The organism is Acidobacteriota bacterium, assembly GCA_029861955.1.
GTDB lineage: Bacteria > Acidobacteriota > Polarisedimenticolia > Polarisedimenticolales > Polarisedimenticolaceae > JAOTYK01.
Genome location: JAOTYK010000009.1, coordinates 107,829 through 124,869 on the forward strand (window position 1 = coordinate 107,829; position 17,041 = coordinate 124,869).

General features: G+C 61.9%; 11 protein-coding genes. 6 read left to right on the plus strand and 5 right to left on the minus strand.

Going from position 1 to position 17,041, the window contains the following annotated elements; genetic code table 11:
- Positions 1–37: 37 nt before the first annotated feature.
- The 3 genes from OES25_06260 to OES25_06270 all read left to right on the plus strand — a co-directional run bounded on the left by OES25_06260 (position 38) and on the right by OES25_06270 (position 7,186).
- Complete coding sequence (locus OES25_06260) at positions 38–4,357, plus strand: immune inhibitor A (protein ID MDH3627245.1); 4,320 nt, start codon at positions 38–40, stop codon at positions 4,355–4,357.
- Positions 4,358–4,502: 145 nt separating this feature from the next.
- The gene (locus OES25_06265; protein ID MDH3627246.1) at positions 4,503–4,907 is read left to right on the plus strand and encodes a BlaI/MecI/CopY family transcriptional regulator; all 405 of its coding nucleotides are present in this window, start codon (positions 4,503–4,505) and stop codon (positions 4,905–4,907) included.
- Positions 4,904–7,186, plus strand: a complete 2,283-nt coding sequence (locus tag OES25_06270) for a tetratricopeptide repeat protein (GenBank protein ID MDH3627247.1) — start codon at positions 4,904–4,906, stop codon at positions 7,184–7,186. The genes OES25_06265 and OES25_06270 overlap by 4 nt, the downstream gene beginning before the upstream one ends.
- A 16-nt stretch (positions 7,187–7,202) precedes the next feature.
- Here OES25_06270 and OES25_06275 read toward each other — a convergent pair whose 3' ends face one another.
- The 4 genes from OES25_06275 to OES25_06290 are packed head-to-tail and all read right to left on the minus strand — an operon-like array spanning position 7,203 to position 11,013.
- Positions 7,203–7,553 carry a DUF4870 domain-containing protein gene (locus tag OES25_06275; protein ID MDH3627248.1) on the minus strand — a complete coding sequence of 117 codons (351 nt, stop codon included), beginning with the start codon at positions 7,551–7,553 and terminating at the stop codon, positions 7,203–7,205.
- A 22-nt stretch (positions 7,554–7,575) separates the two neighbouring features.
- Positions 7,576–8,442 (minus strand): Hsp33 family molecular chaperone HslO, encoded by an 867-nt coding sequence (locus OES25_06280; GenBank protein ID MDH3627249.1) that lies wholly within the window; start codon positions 8,440–8,442, stop codon positions 7,576–7,578.
- Entirely contained in the window at positions 8,432–9,283 is an 852-nt protein-coding gene (gene fdhD / locus OES25_06285) for a formate dehydrogenase accessory sulfurtransferase FdhD (protein MDH3627250.1), read from the minus strand. Before fdhD ends, OES25_06280 begins: the two co-directional genes overlap by 11 nt.
- The gene (locus tag OES25_06290) at positions 9,280–11,013 is read right to left on the minus strand and encodes a M28 family peptidase (protein MDH3627251.1); all 1,734 of its coding nucleotides are present in this window, start codon (positions 11,011–11,013) and stop codon (positions 9,280–9,282) included. Before OES25_06290 ends, fdhD begins: the two co-directional genes overlap by 4 nt.
- Positions 11,014–11,146: 133 nt before the next feature.
- Between OES25_06290 and OES25_06295 the strand changes: the two genes are divergently transcribed.
- Genes OES25_06295 through aat form a run of 3 tightly spaced genes read left to right on the plus strand, consistent with a single transcriptional unit; the run spans position 11,147 to position 14,446 of the window.
- Positions 11,147–11,461, plus strand: a complete 315-nt coding sequence (locus OES25_06295; protein MDH3627252.1) for an ATP-dependent Clp protease adaptor ClpS — start codon at positions 11,147–11,149, stop codon at positions 11,459–11,461.
- 3 nt (positions 11,462–11,464) lie between these two features.
- Positions 11,465–13,762 (plus strand): AAA family ATPase, encoded by a 2,298-nt coding sequence (locus OES25_06300; protein MDH3627253.1) that lies wholly within the window; start codon positions 11,465–11,467, stop codon positions 13,760–13,762.
- A 3-nt stretch (positions 13,763–13,765) separates the two neighbouring features.
- Complete coding sequence (gene aat / locus OES25_06305; GenBank protein ID MDH3627254.1) at positions 13,766–14,446, plus strand: leucyl/phenylalanyl-tRNA--protein transferase; 681 nt, start codon at positions 13,766–13,768, stop codon at positions 14,444–14,446.
- 1,879 nt (positions 14,447–16,325) lie between these two features.
- Here aat and OES25_06310 read toward each other — a convergent pair.
- The gene (locus tag OES25_06310; GenBank protein ID MDH3627255.1) at positions 16,326–17,021 is read right to left on the minus strand and encodes a queuosine precursor transporter; all 696 of its coding nucleotides are present in this window, start codon (positions 17,019–17,021) and stop codon (positions 16,326–16,328) included.
- Positions 17,022–17,041 lie beyond the last annotated feature (20 nt).

Consider the following 17,041-nt stretch of genomic DNA (forward strand, 5'->3'; position numbering starts at 1 on the left):
TGGCCGGACCCGCGAGGTGTGTTCTCCAGGAGAGGCTATGTCGCGATCGAGAAACAGCCACACGACCCCCTTTATCTTGCTCGGCCTCGTGGTCGCTCTGGGAGTCCCGGCCGCATCGTTGGCTGCCGACGTGGAGAAGCCGGCCGACACCCGCCTCGAGATCGGAGCGCCGGTCACCCCCTTCATCTTCGACGGAGACCTGCGGGATCTTCCACGGTTGCTGAGCTGGCGCCCCGGCGACGCGGTAAAAGAGATCCCGCGCCGCAGTTACCCCGGACCCGACTGGGTGCAGCCGCCGCGCTACAAAACCGGTCCCGACCCGCTTCTCGCACTGCAGCAAGAAGCCGCGGGCTTCGTCAGCCGAGCGTTTACCGCGCCCAGCCGGAACTTCGCGGGCCAGGGGTATAGCGGCGTCAATCCTCCTGACACCGTCGGGGATGTCGGGCCGAATCACTACATCCAGATGATCAATACCGGCGACGGTGCCGACGTCGCGATCTGGGACAAGGCCGATCCGACCCCGGCCCTCATCACAACGATTACGCTGGACTCGCTGGGCTCTGGTGTCTGCGACGACGGCTTCGGCGATCCGATCGTTCTTTACGACCGACTGACGGACCGCTGGATGCTCAGCGAGTTCTCTCGCTCCGGTAACAACCTCTGCGTCTACGTTTCCCAGACCGCCGATCCGGTCAGCGGCGGTTGGTTCGCCTACGGTTTCACTGCGCCGTCCTTCCCCGACTATCCCAAGTACGGCGTCTGGCCCACCGACGCCAACGGGGGCGACGGCTCCTACATCGTGACGGCCAACGACGGCAGCCAGGGCGTCTACGCGTTGGATCGTGGCGCCATGCTGCTGGGCAACCCCGCGACCTTCCAGCGGGTAACGCTACCGGCGCTCTCCGGTTTCAGCTTCCAGACCGCGACACCGGCGGACCTCGATGGTCCGAACCCGCCGCCGAGCGGCGCGCCGGCCGTCATCATGCGTCAACGCGACACCGAGAATCACGGGGGTCCCGCGGCACCCGGAGACCTGCTGGAGATGTGGGGCTTCGACGTCGACTGGATCAATACCGCCAATACGGTCTTATCGACCGACCCAAGCATCGACGTCGCCGAGTTCGATTCCGCGCTCTGTGGTCTGACCGCCTTCGCCTGCTTCCCGATGCCCGGCTCCGGGACGACCCTGGATCCCCTTCGCGAAGTGATCATGAATCGTCTGCAGTACATCAACCATGGCGACCGTCAGACGCTGGTCGGCAACTTCGTCACCGATGTCAACGGCGCTGACCACGGCGGTATTCGATGGTTCGAGCTGCAGGGTGGCAACGACGCCTGGGCCCTCGAGCAAGAGGGCACCTTCGCCCCCGATGCCGAGCATCGTTTCATGGCGGGTAGCTCCATGGATCAGTCGGGCAATATCGCGATCGCGTACAACGTGACGTCGTCGACGGTCTTCCCGAGTCTTCGTTATACAGGACGTCTGTTCAGCGACGCGCCGGGAACCATGACCCAACCCGAGGCCGTCATTCACGACGGCACCGCCGCCAACTCCAGCAATCGTTATGGTGATTACTCGTCGATGAACCTCGACCCGTCAGACGACTGCACCTTCTGGTTTACCGGTATGGACAACACCTCCGGCAACTGGCGGACGCAAGTGGCATCCTTCGGCTTCGACGCGTGTGGTTGCGACCTCGAGCCCAGCGCGCTGGTGGCGTCGTCGATGGTGGTCGGTGACAACGAGATCGAAATCTCGTGGAACGACGCCGATCTCGCCACGGTGGTCTCTTACAGCGTCGGTCGTTCGACCACGCCGGGCGGGCCGTACACCCAGATCACCAGTGTTCCGGACAGCAGCCCCGCTGTGGCCAGCGACCCCACCGGTTATAGCTTCGTCGATACCGATGTCAGCGGCGGAACCACTTACTACTACATTGTCCGCGCCACCGATGGCGAGGCCTGCACCTCCGACGACTCCAACGAGACCGACACGGTGGGCACCGGTCTGTGCACCCTGACGCCGACGTTCGCCGGCGTGGTCAGCGCGACGACGCCGTTCTCGGCGCTCTGCACGATCAATGTGGCGTGGGACGCCGCCGTCGCCAACTGCGGCGGTCCGCTCGAGTACGACATCTATCGTTCGCAAGATCCGATGTTCGACCCCGATCTGATCGCGCCGATCGATACGGGCATCCCGACCACGAGCTATGCCGACCTCAACACCCTGACGAGTGGCGACAAGTACTACTACGCGGTCCGCGCCCGGGACCTGGGGAACGGCACTGTCGATAGCAACGCCGTTCGTGTGGAGGCGATCCCCGAGGGACCGCTGGCCAACGGCAACTGGCTCGACGACGCCGGAGACACGGGCACCGCGAAGTTCGTGCTGGACTCCCAGTGGGAGATCGAGGGTAGCGAGGGCAACCTGGGCCCCAACGTCTACCGCACCGGGCTCTATACCGACAACGTCTGCGAGGCGATCACGACACCGCCGCTTTTGCTTGGCGTCGGCAGCCAGCTGGCCTTCAGCTCGCAGTACGACATCGAGGACAGCTACGACAAGGGCGAGGTGCAGATCTCGACCGATGGTGGCGCCAACTGGACCCGCGTCGAGGTCGGTTACCCCGGCGAGTCCACCAACACCTCCGACAACTGTGGTCTCGGCACGGGAATGTTCTTTACCGATCGCGACCAGCTTGGCTATGTGCAGTACAACGCCGACCTGTCCGCGTATGGCAGTCAGCAGGTTCAGCTGCGCTTCCTGATCTCGTCCGACGGTTCCGTCACCGAGTCCGGATGGTGGGTCGACGACGTGTCGATCTCCCAGGTGGATGTGCCGGGTGTCTGCACGACGGGTAGCGCTTGCGACGACAACCCCTTCGTGGACGTGACGCCCGACACCGGTAGCGCCGTCTGTCTCGGCGACCAGCAGAATCTCAGCGCCAACCTGACCGGCGGCGTGGGCCCGTTCGAATATCAGTGGACCCGCGACGGCTTGGATGTGGTCGGAGCGAACGGTCCCAATCTGGCCGTGAACGATCTCGGTAGTCACGCCTACAACGTGCGTGTCCGCGCGCTGTCCTGCCCCGACGCCGTCTTCGACGGATCGCCGACGACGTTGGAGTGGATCGCCGAACCGAGCTTCGCCGGAATCGAGAGCGCCGGCAACGGTGAGCTCGCAACCTGCACCATCGACCTGGATTGGTCTGCGGCCGGCACCGTCTGCCCGGGACCGATTCGATATACGGTCTACCGATCGGAGACGTCACCGGTGGCTCCCGTGATCGGAAACCAGGTGGCGGGCAATCTCAGCAGCCTGAGCTTCGCCGACACGGTGAGCATGCAGTCGTCGACGACCTACCACTACCTGGTCAAGGCGACGGATCTGTCCAACGGGTACAGCGACACCAACGCCGTCGAGCTCAGCCAGTCGGCCACCGGCCCCGGTTCGGGTCCTCAGCAGATCTACCAGGAGACCTTCGAAGATGCGCTGACGTTCCCGAACTGGACCGTGACCACCGGACCGGGTCCCCACGATTGCGGACCGTTCGATCGATCCAACTCGACATCCCAGCTTCCGGGCGACGGCTCCGGGTTCTTCGCGTTGAGTGACTCCGACGCGTGTGGAAGCGGCAGCCTGACCTCGACGACGCTGGACTCTCCCGTCATCGATGCCGATATCGCCAGCGCAAGTTCGATGACACTGGACTTCGCCCTGTTCTACAACCACTTCAACGGCGACGACGCCACCACCGAGGTGTGGGACGGCGCGAACTGGGTCACCGTCTGGAGTGACACCGACGTCGACCTGAACGCCGCGCAATCGATCGATGTCTCGGCCCAGGCGCTGGGCAACAGCGACTTCCAGGTTCGCTTCAATTACCAGAACGCATCCTGGGACTACTGGTATTCGGTGGACGACGTGACGCTGACGGCCTTCGTCGATGTCGCGTGTACACCGGCATCCTCCGGCAGTGCTCCGGCTCCTGCACCGGACGGAAGTCTCGGAACCCAGCCGCTCCGCGGGTCACGGCAGACGGTCACCGGCGACATGATCGATGTCAGCTGGGATACCGCAAGCTGCACGGCCAACAACTACAACCTGATCTATGGAAATCTCTCGACGGTGAGTAGCTATGCCCTCACCGGATCGGTCTGTGGCGTCGGAACCAGTGGCACCACGCTCTGGTCCGGGGTTCCGGCCGGTAACCTCTTCTTCCTGGTCGTCGGCGACAACGGCAGCGGCAGCGAGTCCAGTTGGGGCAGCGACTCCGGCGGCGGCGAGCGCAATGGCCTGGCCGCGTCGGGCGAGTGTGCGGTCGGCCTGAAGGAGACGACGGCGACCTGTCCGTAGGGCCGGTTTTCAGCGGTTTGACGAGGGGCGGTGGCTTAGGCGACCGCCCCTTTTTCTTGGCTCAGGCCCCGCCGATGCAACGAATTCCGCGCTCGTGCGTATTCCCTGTTGACACGGGAGTCGACTAATGCTAAAAAATTAGCATATGGCAAAAAAACACCCATCCGACCGACCCGAATCTCCCCTGAGCCGTCGCGAGCGAGAGATGATGGATATCCTCTTTCGTCTCGGAGACGGCACCGTCGCCGACGTCCTGGGCCAGATGGCCGACCCGCCCAGCTACTCGGCGGTCCGTAGCACCCTGCGCATCCTCGAGGGCAAGGGACATCTGACCCACCGTCACGACGGCAACCGCTACGTCTACCTGCCGACCACCGACCTGGGTGCCGCACGGGAGAGCGCCATGGGGCATCTCCTCGAGACGTTCTTCCAGAACTCCACCGCTGACGCGGTCACCGCGCTCCTGGAAGAGCACGGGAAAGGGCTGAGCCCGGAAGAGCTGGACCGGATCTCGGCCATGCTTCGTCAGGCACGGAAGGAGGGGCGATGACCCTGGAGTTGATCGTTCGAGTCTCGCTGCTTCTGGCCACGGCCATCGGCAGTCTCTACCTGTTGCGGAACGCGTCGGCGGCGATGCGGCATCTTGTCGGGACGCTGGCTCTGGTGGCGGCCATCGTGCTGCCACTGGCCGCGACCACGCTGCCACGATGGGACCTGCCCCTTCTGGACCCGTCGGACGAGCCGGTCATCACTCAACCGGCCGATGTGTCAACGGACGCCGCGTTGATGGCCAACAATAAACGGAGAGAGAAGAAGGCCGGGGACTTACGGGCGACCAACGATCATCCGAAGTCCGTCGAGAAGGCCGCCAACATCGTCGGTGTGGAAGAGGGACAACGGACGGCGTCGCCGCTGATCACGCCCGCGCGTTTCCTCGTCGGTCTGTCCGCTCTGTGGATCCTCGGCTTTCTCGCGGTGATCTCGCGCCTGGGATTGGGTTGGTACCGCATGAATCAACTCGCCGTGGACGCCGTTCCCGTCATCGCCGACGACCCAGTGTTCGAGCTCCTTCAAGACTGCTGCGATCGGATGCAGATCCGGAGCGCGCCTCGGTTGATGTTCAGCGACGCGCTCCAGGTCCCGGTGCTATGGGGACTGTGGTCGCCGCTTCTGATTCTGCCCCGCGTGGCGCGGCAGTGGTCCGTCGATCGTCAGCGCGTTGTCCTGTTGCACGAATTGGCGCACATGCGCCGACGGGATGGGCTCTACCTGTTGCTCGGCCGGGTGAGTGCGGCGCTGTGGTGGTTCCAACCTGCCGTCTGGTGGGTCGAGACCAGAGCCCGCCAGGATTGCGAGAAGGCCTGTGACGATCTGGTGGTTCGCAGTGGCGAGCGACCCTCCGAATACGCACGACACCTGATGGAAATCGCCAGAGAACTACCGACGGCTCGGTCCGTCCCTGCGGAGGCACTATCGATGATGGGAAGCGGAAACTTCGAACGACGTTTGACCTCGATCCTGACACGCGACACGCGACGGGGTATTCGCCCGGCGATGCTGCTGGCCACGTTTGCGCTCTTCGCGGTTGCCATCACGACCCTGGCCGTCGCCAATCCGGTGCCAAGAGATTCGAAGGGCACCCAGGCCGACTACATGCTTGCCCATGATCGGCACGATCATGACGACGATCACGATCGCGAGGATCGCAAGGGTGAGCGTCTGTTCGACCAAGCGTCCGATCGTCACAACGACGAGGAGTGGAGTCAGGCTGCAGACCTGTTCGATCAGGCCGCCGCGGCCGGGTATCGCCCCGGGACCTCGCTCTACAACGCCGCCTGCGGCCACGCGCGCATGGGAGACGCTGCCGCCTCCATCGATCGGATCGAGCGAGCGATGGAGAACGGTTTCGACGGTTATAAGTACCTGTTTGAGGACTCCGATCTCGATCCGATCCGCAGCGACGGTCAATTCCAGTCGCTTCTTGGCCGGGTCAAGGAAGACAACCGCAACGATCGCTACACGGATGCGCGGGAGGCCTACGAAGATCTCACGAAAGAGAACTCCGATGAGGCCGACGCGTGGTACGACGTCGGCTCGAACCTACTCAGCATGCGTGAGTACGAAACGGCCGTCGATGCACTGGAGCGAGCCAACCGTCTCGAGGGCGGCAGCTCCAACGCCCTCTACAACCTTGCGTGCGCCTACTCGTTACAGAACAACACCCGCTCGGCGCTGGACACGCTGGAGCAGGCCGTGTTGCAAGGGTTCGATAGCGAAGAACGATTCGCCAACGACTCCGACCTGGACAACATCCGTGACGCCGCCGGCTTCGTGGAGGTCAAGGAACTTCACGACACCCTCAGCCTGAATAAGTACCGCGAGGGGTCGTGGGGTGGCTCGGAGTACTCGACCCGCCGCTGGGAACCGGCGATCGCGGATATGCAGGAGATGATCAAGTTGCGACCGGACGCCGGCCGCGCATGGAGCAACCTGGGCTGGGCCCTCCATCACTCCAGTCGTCACGCCGAGGCCCGCGACGCGTTCATGAAGCAGCTGGATCTCGGCTTCAACCCGTCGCTCGCCACCTACAACGTGGCCTGTACCTATGCGATGGAAGGAAACAACGATTCAGCCATCGAGTGGCTTCAGAAGAGCATCGACGACGACGGGGTCTCGGTCCATCAGATGATTCAGGACGAAGACCTGGAAGGTCTTCACGACGATGACCGTTGGGAAGGCCTACTGGAAGAGGCTGCCGACGGTCAGCCATACGAGGTTCATCGCGGGGTCTTACAGAAGATCAAGCACGCGATTCATGACGCGATCTGAATAACGGTGCAGCGGGCTAGACCCAACTCCCGATCAGAGGATACTCGTAGAGCGTCCCGTCGCCGGCCTTGACCGCACCGATAATCGGCAAGATCACAGCCACGAGTCCCGCAGCGAACCAGAGCAGGAAGCTCAGCGGAATCAAGATGACGGTGAGCAGCAACAGGAACCCGAGGATACCGATCAGGAAGACGGCGATGTTCAGGAACAACGCCTGCTTCGCGATCTTCGAGATTGCCGGGGAGTCCTTCTTCAGGACCCAGATGATAATCGGAGCGATGACGCCCAGACCCGGAACGAGATAGCCCGCCAGTCCGGAGAGATGGGTCATCGTTGCCATGCCACGTTCTTCAGCAGGTATTGTCATGGGGCAATCCTAACAGATTCTCTCAGTTGGTGGACGGCCCAGTTCGCAACTCGCTGCGGGAGAACGTGTAGCGATTCTTGCAATATTCGCAGACGACTTCCAGAGTTTCGGAATCCGGCTCAAAGAGCGAGTCGCCCTCCTGCGCGTAGACACTTCGCAGACTGCCCAGCATCCACTCTCGGGCACAGGAACAACGAAACGCCACGTCTCGGCTGGCCAGGAGTCGAAAGCCAAGCTTGCCGAACTCCGCCTGAATCTCATCCGCTGACGTCAAAGCGCGGGACATCAGGGACTCCAGTCCGTCCCGTATCCCATCGCGCCGGGTCTTGAGGGCGGTCTCGGAGAAATCGTAGTCGGACTCGGCGGGCATCGGCGGCAGCTGATGCAACATCGCGCTCTGGTCGCTGTTCGACGACACCGTCACCACGCTATTGACCTGATAGGAATCGCGCAGGATTCGATTGACGATCTCTTTCAGCTCCAGATCGTCCGCCGCGATGATGGATTGGTAGGGCGGTCGTCCTCCGGGAAACAACTTTGTGACACGCACGATGCCCGTCATGGTCGTGGGTTTCTGATCCATCTGTTCGGGAAGGACCATGCAACGGGTGGTCCCGGCATGAGCCGTCTCGATCTTGAGACGGAAGTAGGGTCGCTCCGAGTCCAGATAGAAACCGAGCTGTTCGCCATGTTTGAGCAACGCGATGACCGGCTGCAGGCTAAGCACCACGTCACGGTAGTACCCAAAAATGTTGCCGACGCGATTCGGGACCAACGCCAGGTCGTGGATCAGACGCTGCCCCTCGAGGAAGTAGAGGGCGTAGCGTCGTGGCTCGTCGATGAACGTGAAGAGACGACTGGAGGGGAGCTCGGCCGGATCACGAACCAATTCTGTGCCCACCACTGTAGATGTTGAAGCGATCGTGAGACGCAAAGCCGACCAGGGTCATGTCGTAACTCTCCGCCAGTTCCACCGCCAGGCTCGATGGGGCACCGATCGCGACGACGATCGCGATGCCGGCGACCACGGCCTTCTGGATAAGTTCGAATCCGGCACGACCGCTGAGGACCAGGACTCGATCGTCGATGGGGGTCTGCGACCGAAGGAGTCGGCTGCCGATCAGCTTGTCGACGGCGTTGTGACGTCCCACATCCTCGCGGACACACTCGACGACTCCGTCGGCGGAGACCAGTGCCGACGCGTGCAGGCCGCCGGTGGTCTCGAAGACCGGCTGGTTTGCACGAAGTATCTTCGGCAGCTCGTGAACCCTCGCAGTCGTAAGCGTCCACTGCGCAGTAGGTTTCTCGATGCCCTGCACGGCGATGGCGTCGAGCGAAGCCTTGCCGCAGATTCCACAACTGGACGTCGCGTAGAAGTTCCGCTGTAACCGCTCGAGGTCCAGCGCGACATGATCGGCCACCGTCACCTTGACGATGTTAGAGGTGTCACGTCCCTCGACGGCGGGCCCACAGAACTCGATCGTCTCGATATCGCCCGGTTGACGGAGGATTCCCTCGGTGTAGAGGAAGCCGGCCGCCAACTCGAAGTCGTGCCCCGGAGTGCGCATGGTGATGGACAGGCTCTTGGCAACACGCTTTCCGTCGATCGCATGATCGACTCGGATCTCCATCGGTTCCTCGATGGCGACGCGATCGTCCAGCGACGTGCGTGAGCCCTCGGCGACCCGTTCGACGCGACGGCGAGCCTGACTGTGGTCGGGAGTGCTCATTCACTCTCTCGGGCTTCGGCCCGCATCTGTTTTCGGGTTCCCTCGAACTCGTCACCGGCCACCCAGCCGGGCGGCGAGTCCATGTTGGCCACCGACAGGCCGACCCAGAAGCCGAGCTGCGCATCTTCGATCATGCCGGAGAAGTCCCACCCATCGTAGATCTCGTCGGCCGGCTGGTGATAGCGGTTGGCGCGCCATTCATCTTCCAGGGCCTTGCCGACCTCGCTGCCGCCGTCCCGCAGATGGGTCCCCGACTTGAAGTACAACGCCGGTACTCCGATCTTCGCGAAGTTGAACTGATCCGATCGGTAGTAGTAACCCTTGTCCGGGAACGGCTCGTCGACCACCTCGCGGTCCTGCTTCGCGGCCGCCTGCTCCAGCAGAAGCTCCAGCTCGGACTTGCCGCGTCCGACGACGGCCACATCGGTCGTCCGTCCGAAGATCGCCACCGCATCGAAGTTGATATTCGCCATCAGGTTGCCCGGGTGCGCCGTCGGATCGTTGGTATAGGCCTCGGAACCCAACAGACCCTGCTCCTCGGCGGCCACCAGCAACATCAATACGCTCCGTCGCGGGCGCTCCTCGAGCGCGGAGAAGGCCCTTGCGATGGCGAGGACCGTCGCGACACCCGAAGCGTTGTCCCGGGCACCGTTGTAGATCGAATCGCCGTCGGCGTCGGTGGCACCGATACCCAGATGATCGTGATGCGCGGTGTAGACGACCAGCTCGTCGGCAAGTTCCGGGTCGCTACCCGGCAAGATGCCCAGCACGTTGGCGGTGTGAGTTCCCTCGTTGACGGTGGACTCGAAGGCGATCGAGCTTCGGACGTTCAGCGAGACGGGACGGAAGTCCCGGGAGTGGGCCGAGGCGATCAGTTCGTCGAGGTCCAAACCTCCCAGCCGGGCCAGACGTCCTGCCGCTTCGTCGGTGACCCACGCCGTCAGTCTTACCCGCGGCTCGTTGCCGGCAGGGGCCTCGAACTGCTCGCCGGTCCACGATGTCTGAACGACCTGAAAAGGATACCCGGCCGAGGGTGTCGTGTGAATGATGATCGCGCCGACGGCACCGGCTTTTGCCGCGGACTCGTACTTGTAGTCCCAGCGGCCGTAGTACAGCCGACGAGATCCGGCAAACAGATCGGGATCCCAGTCCGGATCGTTGTTGAGCATCACGAGGATCTTCCCGCGGACGTCCACATCCTTGTAGTCGTTCCAATCCTCTTCAGGGGCGGTGATGCCGTAACCGACGAAGACCAGCTCCGCGTCGTCGATCGAGACGGAGGGTTCCTGCACACCCGTGTTGCCGATGTAGTCGTCCCAGAAGTCCAACGACAGCGTGTCGTTCTCGGAGTTGAAGGTCCACTCCTTGGGCATGTGCGAGGTCAGGCCGACCAGTTCGACCGGTTGTTCCCAGCTGCCGTCGGCGGCTCCAGGCTCGAAGCCACATTCCGCCAATGCCTCGGCGATATAGGTCCGGGTGAGTTGATCCCCCTCGGTGGCAGGGCCTCTCCCGGCCAGCGAGTCGTCCGCCAGCGACGCGATCATCGACTCCAGGGTCGCGGCGTCGATGACCTGAGCGGCCTCGTCGGCATCGGCCGTCAGCGTCAGCTGCGGAGGGGAAGAGGGTCCGCTGGATTCCGACGAGCCGTCGTCCCCCGGTGGGGTACAGCCGGCGGCCAGGAGGAAGAGCAGGGGGAAAACCCATCGAGACCTGGATCGGATCGAACGCATCGTGAGAACCCTCTACTTGCCGGATTGAAACCCCGATCTTATCCCCTCTCAGCCCCTACTGACCAGGGTGGCACCGGTTCGTCGGCCGGGAGCGATGGCACGAACCGGGTACAGGGACTTAGACTGACCGCATATGACCAAGAAGGGCACCGACCGAAAATCCGACCTGCTGACCGAGAAGCAGGAGAGGACTGGGCGCCCTCCACAGTTCAAGGTGGTGATCCATAACGATGACTACACGACGATGGAATTTGTCCTCGAAGTGCTGGAGTCGGTTTTCCATCTGTCTCCGGCCGAGGCCTACAGCGTCATGATGAAAGTTCACCAGGAAGGGATCGGTGTCGCCGGCGTCTATTCCCACGAGATCGCAGAGACGAAAGCGAGTCTCGTCATGGACCAGGCACAGGAAGAGGGGTTCCCTCTTCGCGCAACCGTCGAGAAGGAGTAGGTCATGTTCAGTTCTAATCTGGAACTCGTCCTTGGAATCGCCTACCGCGAGGCGGACTCCCGACGTCATGCCCACCTGGGTCTGGAACATCTGCTCTACGCACTTCTGCACGATCCCGAGGGCGAGGAAGTTCTGGCCGCCTGCGGCACCGATCTCCCACGCCTGAAGAAGGAGCTGAAGTCGTTCCTCGAGGATGAGGCGGAAGTTCTTCCGAAGGACGCCGAGGGCGAGCCGGTTCAGACCCGCGCGTTCCAGCGGGTCCTGCAGACCACGGCGTTACATATCCACAGTTCGGGTCGAAGCGAGGCCGGTGTCGGTGACGCGCTTGCCGCCCTGCTGCAGGAGACGAACTCCCGCGCCGCAGGCATGTTGAAGTCCCAGGGTGTGACACGGCTGGACATTCTCAACTACATCTCCCACGGCATCGCGAAGGTGCCGCTACCCGGTTCGGGCGAACGACACGCCAGCGCCGGTGACGGTCTGGAGGAAGGTGAGGGACCCGCGGCCAACCCGCTGGAGATGTACGCGACGAATCTCAGCGAGCGCGCACGAGCGGGTCTCCTGGATCCTCTGGTCGGTCGCGATCGCGAGATCGAACGGGCCCTCGAGGTGCTGGGCCGACGTCGCAAGAATCACCCGGTCTTCGTCGGCGAGGCGGGAGTCGGAAAGACCGCGATGGTCGAGGGATTGGCCCAGCGACTCCTGGGCGAAGAAGTGCCCAAACTCCTGGAAGGCGCCGAGATCTTCTCGTTGGATGCCGGGGCCCTGCTGGCCGGCACCCGCTACCGCGGCGACTTCGAGGAACGCTTCAAGGCGTTGATCGGACAACTGGAGCAGCACCCTCGGCCGATCCTCTTCATCGATGAGCTTCACACCATGATCGGTGCCGGCGCGACGACAGGCGGCACGATGGATCTGGCCAACCTGATCAAACCCGTTCTGACGGATATCCGAGTGCGCGTCATCGGCGCCACGACCTTCGAGGAGTTCAAGCATCTCGAAAAGGACCGTGCACTCCATCGAAGACTGCAGAAGATCGTCATCGACGAGCCGAGTATCGAGGAGACGTTCCGGATTCTCGACGGGCTCAAGCCGCGCTACGAAGAACACCACAACGTGATCTATTCCGATTCGGTGCTGAAGGCGGCCGTGCGTCTCGCCCAACGACACCTTCGTGAGTATCGCCTTCCGGACAGCGCCATCGATGTCATCGACGAGGCAGGATCGATGCTGAGGCTGGCGTCCGGCGACGATGAGACCATCGAGATCGATGTACCCTCCGTGGAGCGAGTCGTCTCACGCATGGCGCGCATCCCCGAGACCCAGGCGACGGTCTCCGACAAGGAGCGGCTGCGATCCCTCGAGGACTCTCTCAATCGGGTGGTCTTCGGTCAGACCGCGGCGGTCAAGAGCGTGTCGGCCGCCACCCGAAGAGCGCGGGCCGGTCTTGGACACCCCGATCGACCGGCAGGATCGTTCCTGTTTACCGGTCCTACGGGTGTCGGCAAGACCGAGCTGGCCAAACAGCTCGCACGACATCTCGGCAACGAGTTCATCCGGTTCGACATGAGCGAGTACATGGAAAAGCATGCCGTCGCTCGCCTCATCGGCGCCCCTCCGGGATACGTCGGCTTCGAGCAGGGGGGGCTTCTGGTCGACGCCGTGCGGACCCATCCGTACAGCGTCGTGCTTCTCGACGAGATCGAGAAGGCCCACCCCGACATGTTCAACATTCTCCTGCAGGTGATGGACCACGCGACGCTGACCGACAACACCGGCCGCAAGGCCGACTTCCGTCATACCGTGCTGATCCTGACGTCCAACGCGGGGTCACGGGAGATGAGCATGCGTGGGATCGGGTTCCAGGACAACGAGGCCCAGGACGCCCGCTCCAAATCGATGACCGCCATCGAGAAGGTGTTCAGCCCCGAGTTCCGCAATCGCCTCGACGCCATCGTCTCCTTCAATCCACTCCCCGAGAACGTGATGGAGCGGATCGTCGACAAGTTCATCCTCGAACTGGAAGGACAATTGAGAGAGCGGCGGATCGCGTTTCAGCTTGAGCCTGCGGCACGGACCTATCTGGCCCGCAAGGGCTACGACCCCCGTTTCGGCGCACGACCGCTGGCCAGATTGATCCAGACCGATGTGCGTGACCGACTGACCGACGAGATTCTGTTCGGGAAACTCGAACACGGCGGGACCGTCGCCATCGATCACGACGGCAACGAGTTGACATTCCGGATCGACCCGACTCCCGAGGATCACTCGGCGGAGAAGGAACCGGCCGACGCCAACTGATCGATGCCGGTCTATCGTCTTCCCGAAGAACCGATCTTTCCTCCGGTGGACGAGGCGGAGGATGGCCTGCTGGCGATCGGTGGCGACCTCAGTCCCGAGCGGCTGATCGCGGCCTACATGTCGGGAATCTTCCCCTGGTACAGCGAGGGTGATCCGATCCTGTGGCACGCCCCCGACCCCCGCTGCGTGTTGACACCCGACTCACTGAAGGTCAGCCGTCGATTGCGACGCACGGTGGATTCCGGTCGCTTCAACGTCACCCTCGATCAAAACTTCGATGACGTCATCGAGGCATGTGCGGTCACGCCTCGGGAGGGGCAGGCCGGGACCTGGATCACCACGGCGATGCTCGACGCCTACCGCGAACTCCATCGCCTCGGCCTGGGGCACTCGGTCGAAGTCTGGTCGCGGGAAGATCTTGTCGGTGGACTCTACGGCGTGTCGCTGGGCTCGATGTTCTTCGGCGAGTCGATGTTCTCCCATGAGCGCGATGCGTCGAAGGTCGCGCTGGTCACGTTGATCGAACAGCTTGCGACGTGGAGGATGCCGTTACTGGACTGCCAGGTCGAGAACGATCACCTGCTGAGCATGGGTGCCGAGCTGTGGCCCCGCGAGAAATTCATGCGACGGCTCGAGGAGCTGCTTGCAACTCCGACCCATCGCGGTCCCTGGCAGTTTGACTAGGAAACAGGTTCACGACGGCGCGTTGACACCAGGTCCGTTGAAGTACTGCTTCTCCTCGGGCCGATTCTCGATGTTCCTATTCGGATCGGAGTTCGCGCGGCGAATAGACCGCGCCGATCGTGAATGTCGTGGCTGACCCGATTCGCGTCGCCTACAATCGATGAAAGACAGCGACACCGCTCATAACTCGCTTCAACACAGCTTGCAGTCGGAGGCTTAATGAGAGACTTCCGCATTCGATCACGTAACTGGTCCGTCGTCTGTATCGCGATGTTGTGTTCGTTCTTCATCGGCGTCGCAACAGTCGATTACGCCGGAGTCGTTTCGGCGGCGGCAGTCGGGTCGACGGGCATCAACATCTCCGCGCAGGGCTTGAGTGTTGTGGCTATTGTTGTTGTCGAAAGTCTTCCAATGATACTGGAGCACGCAGGGTCTGAGCTCTTGTGGCCTGCGTCGTCGAACGCGATTGGGTATGACGTCGTCAGGGGCGATTTGGGCGTGCTGCGAGCAAGCTCTGGAGATTTTTCCCTGTCGGCAGAATCATGTGTTGGGGACAATGTTCCTGCTTTGCAGTTGAGTGAGTCGTCTATTGTGCAGCCTGGCGAGGGATTGTGGTTTCTCCTGCGCACCGTATACAGTTCGCTAGGTGGTGGTGAAACGTATGACGTGGAGACTACCGGAGACGCCCGGGATACTGGCCTAGTCGGAAACCCGCAGGCGTGCCCGTGATCGACAATCTGTCGCGCACTCTAGATGGATCGGCCGTCTAACTAAGTCGGTTAGTAGCCGCACTGCGCGAAGCGGTCTTCTGCATCTCGGATCAGGGCGCAGTCGAGCAACTTGCACCCACCGTCGCGAGTCCGCGGGTTGTCACGGCAGTACGGCAGAAGCATGTACGCATCGTTTCTCGCCTCGTCAATTCCGCTTGTGAAATCGGGCAATTCAGCCGCCCTTCGCGAAAAATCTGGGGACCTTGCGTGCAAATTGAACAGCTTGGCTCTGTCGGCACTCTCGCCAACGGGTTCAGATTCTGAGATGTATCCGAGCAATCGCAGAATCAGTTCTCTATCCTCGCCGATAATCCCGTCTGGATTGCGTCCCGACGCAATTCGACTACGACAGTTGTCGGCGTTGATCGCGCTTCCATCCAGCAGTGACGTGCTGACGGGGACTACCTCGTCGCACAGGTCCGGGTTGCGAGTTGCGAGGGCAACGTCATCCAGACAATCGGACCGGACCAACATTATTTGTATGCCACTCGTCGCTAACGGGTACGAATCGGTGGCGCTTGGTGAGATCTTGTAGCAAAGCATTGGGTCTCGCATTTCTCGTGCGACACCCTTGTATATGTACTCGAGTGGGGTCATCTGCTCTCTCGGGTCACGCCCTTCACAGCTTGTGGTCGCTGCCAGAAGTAGGCTGCACGCAATTGCAATTAGCGATGTTGCTGAAGACGAATACTTCATCCTGTCTCGCTCTCATGGTTGATACCTTGGGCCAGAATTGAATATTGTTGGAATAGAGACGCTTGTCGAGCGGGAACGATTTGCATCGGTGTTTAGGGATTTCTGCAAAAAAACCGAGAACGGCCAAGCTTGATCGTTTTTGGGAGATACCTGAGTCGCGAATCGCTCCACGTGGCTCCAACCCGATTGACGTTCTCGACGGCGCCGATGATGATGACGCACTCCGGAAACTGCGAAGAACAGCCGAGTGACGTTCTTGATTGAATCTGTTCAATGCTCGTCGCGTCTCCTCCACCGTCCCAGGATATTGACGAGGAACTGTTCGTGAAGTTGGATTCTCTTGTTCGATGTAGCGAAACAACCGGTTGGGGGCCTGTGCCAGACATGACCACACGATTGCTCGCGGGTCACTGTCACCCGACCGTTGACGCCGTGACGCCCGTATACCGTTCGGCAAGTCGAACACCCAGATAGCAGATCGGCGTGTCCAGCGCGGCAATCGCAACCTTGACCCCGTAGACCGCCAGGATGATGCCGACGAGATCGCCGAGAGTGCCAGTGAACACCGCCGGATTCTTGTACAGGAAGATCATGTTGACCGTCACGGAGTCGACGAACTGGGAAATCATCGTAGAGCCGTTGTTGCGCAACCACAGATGTTTGCCACCGGTCAGTCGCTTGAAAAAGTGAAACAGGCGGACATCGATCATCTGCGCCAGTAGATAGGCCGCCATCGAGCCGAACAGAAGTCGCCAGATGGGACCGAAGATTCCGACGTACGCGTCCTGCAGCGGGTAGGCGGGCGAGACCGGCAGGGCGATGCCGATCTGTGAAAACCCGAGAAGCAGCAGGCTCATCCCGAACCCCACCACGACCAGGAATCGAGCTCGTCGGGATCCATAGACCTCGGAGACCACGTCGGTGACCAGGAACGTGAGTGGGTACCAGAGAATCGACACGGGCAGAGTGAGACCAAAGGCAGTGAACAGCTTGACGCCGGCCGTGTTGGTCAAGATCACCAGGGTCGCGAACGTCGCCGCCAGGCCGGTGTAGAGGTATTCATACCGGAGACGTAGGCGGGGATTCTCCGGTAAGGTTCCTTCTCGCACGGGGGCGATCCTAACCTATC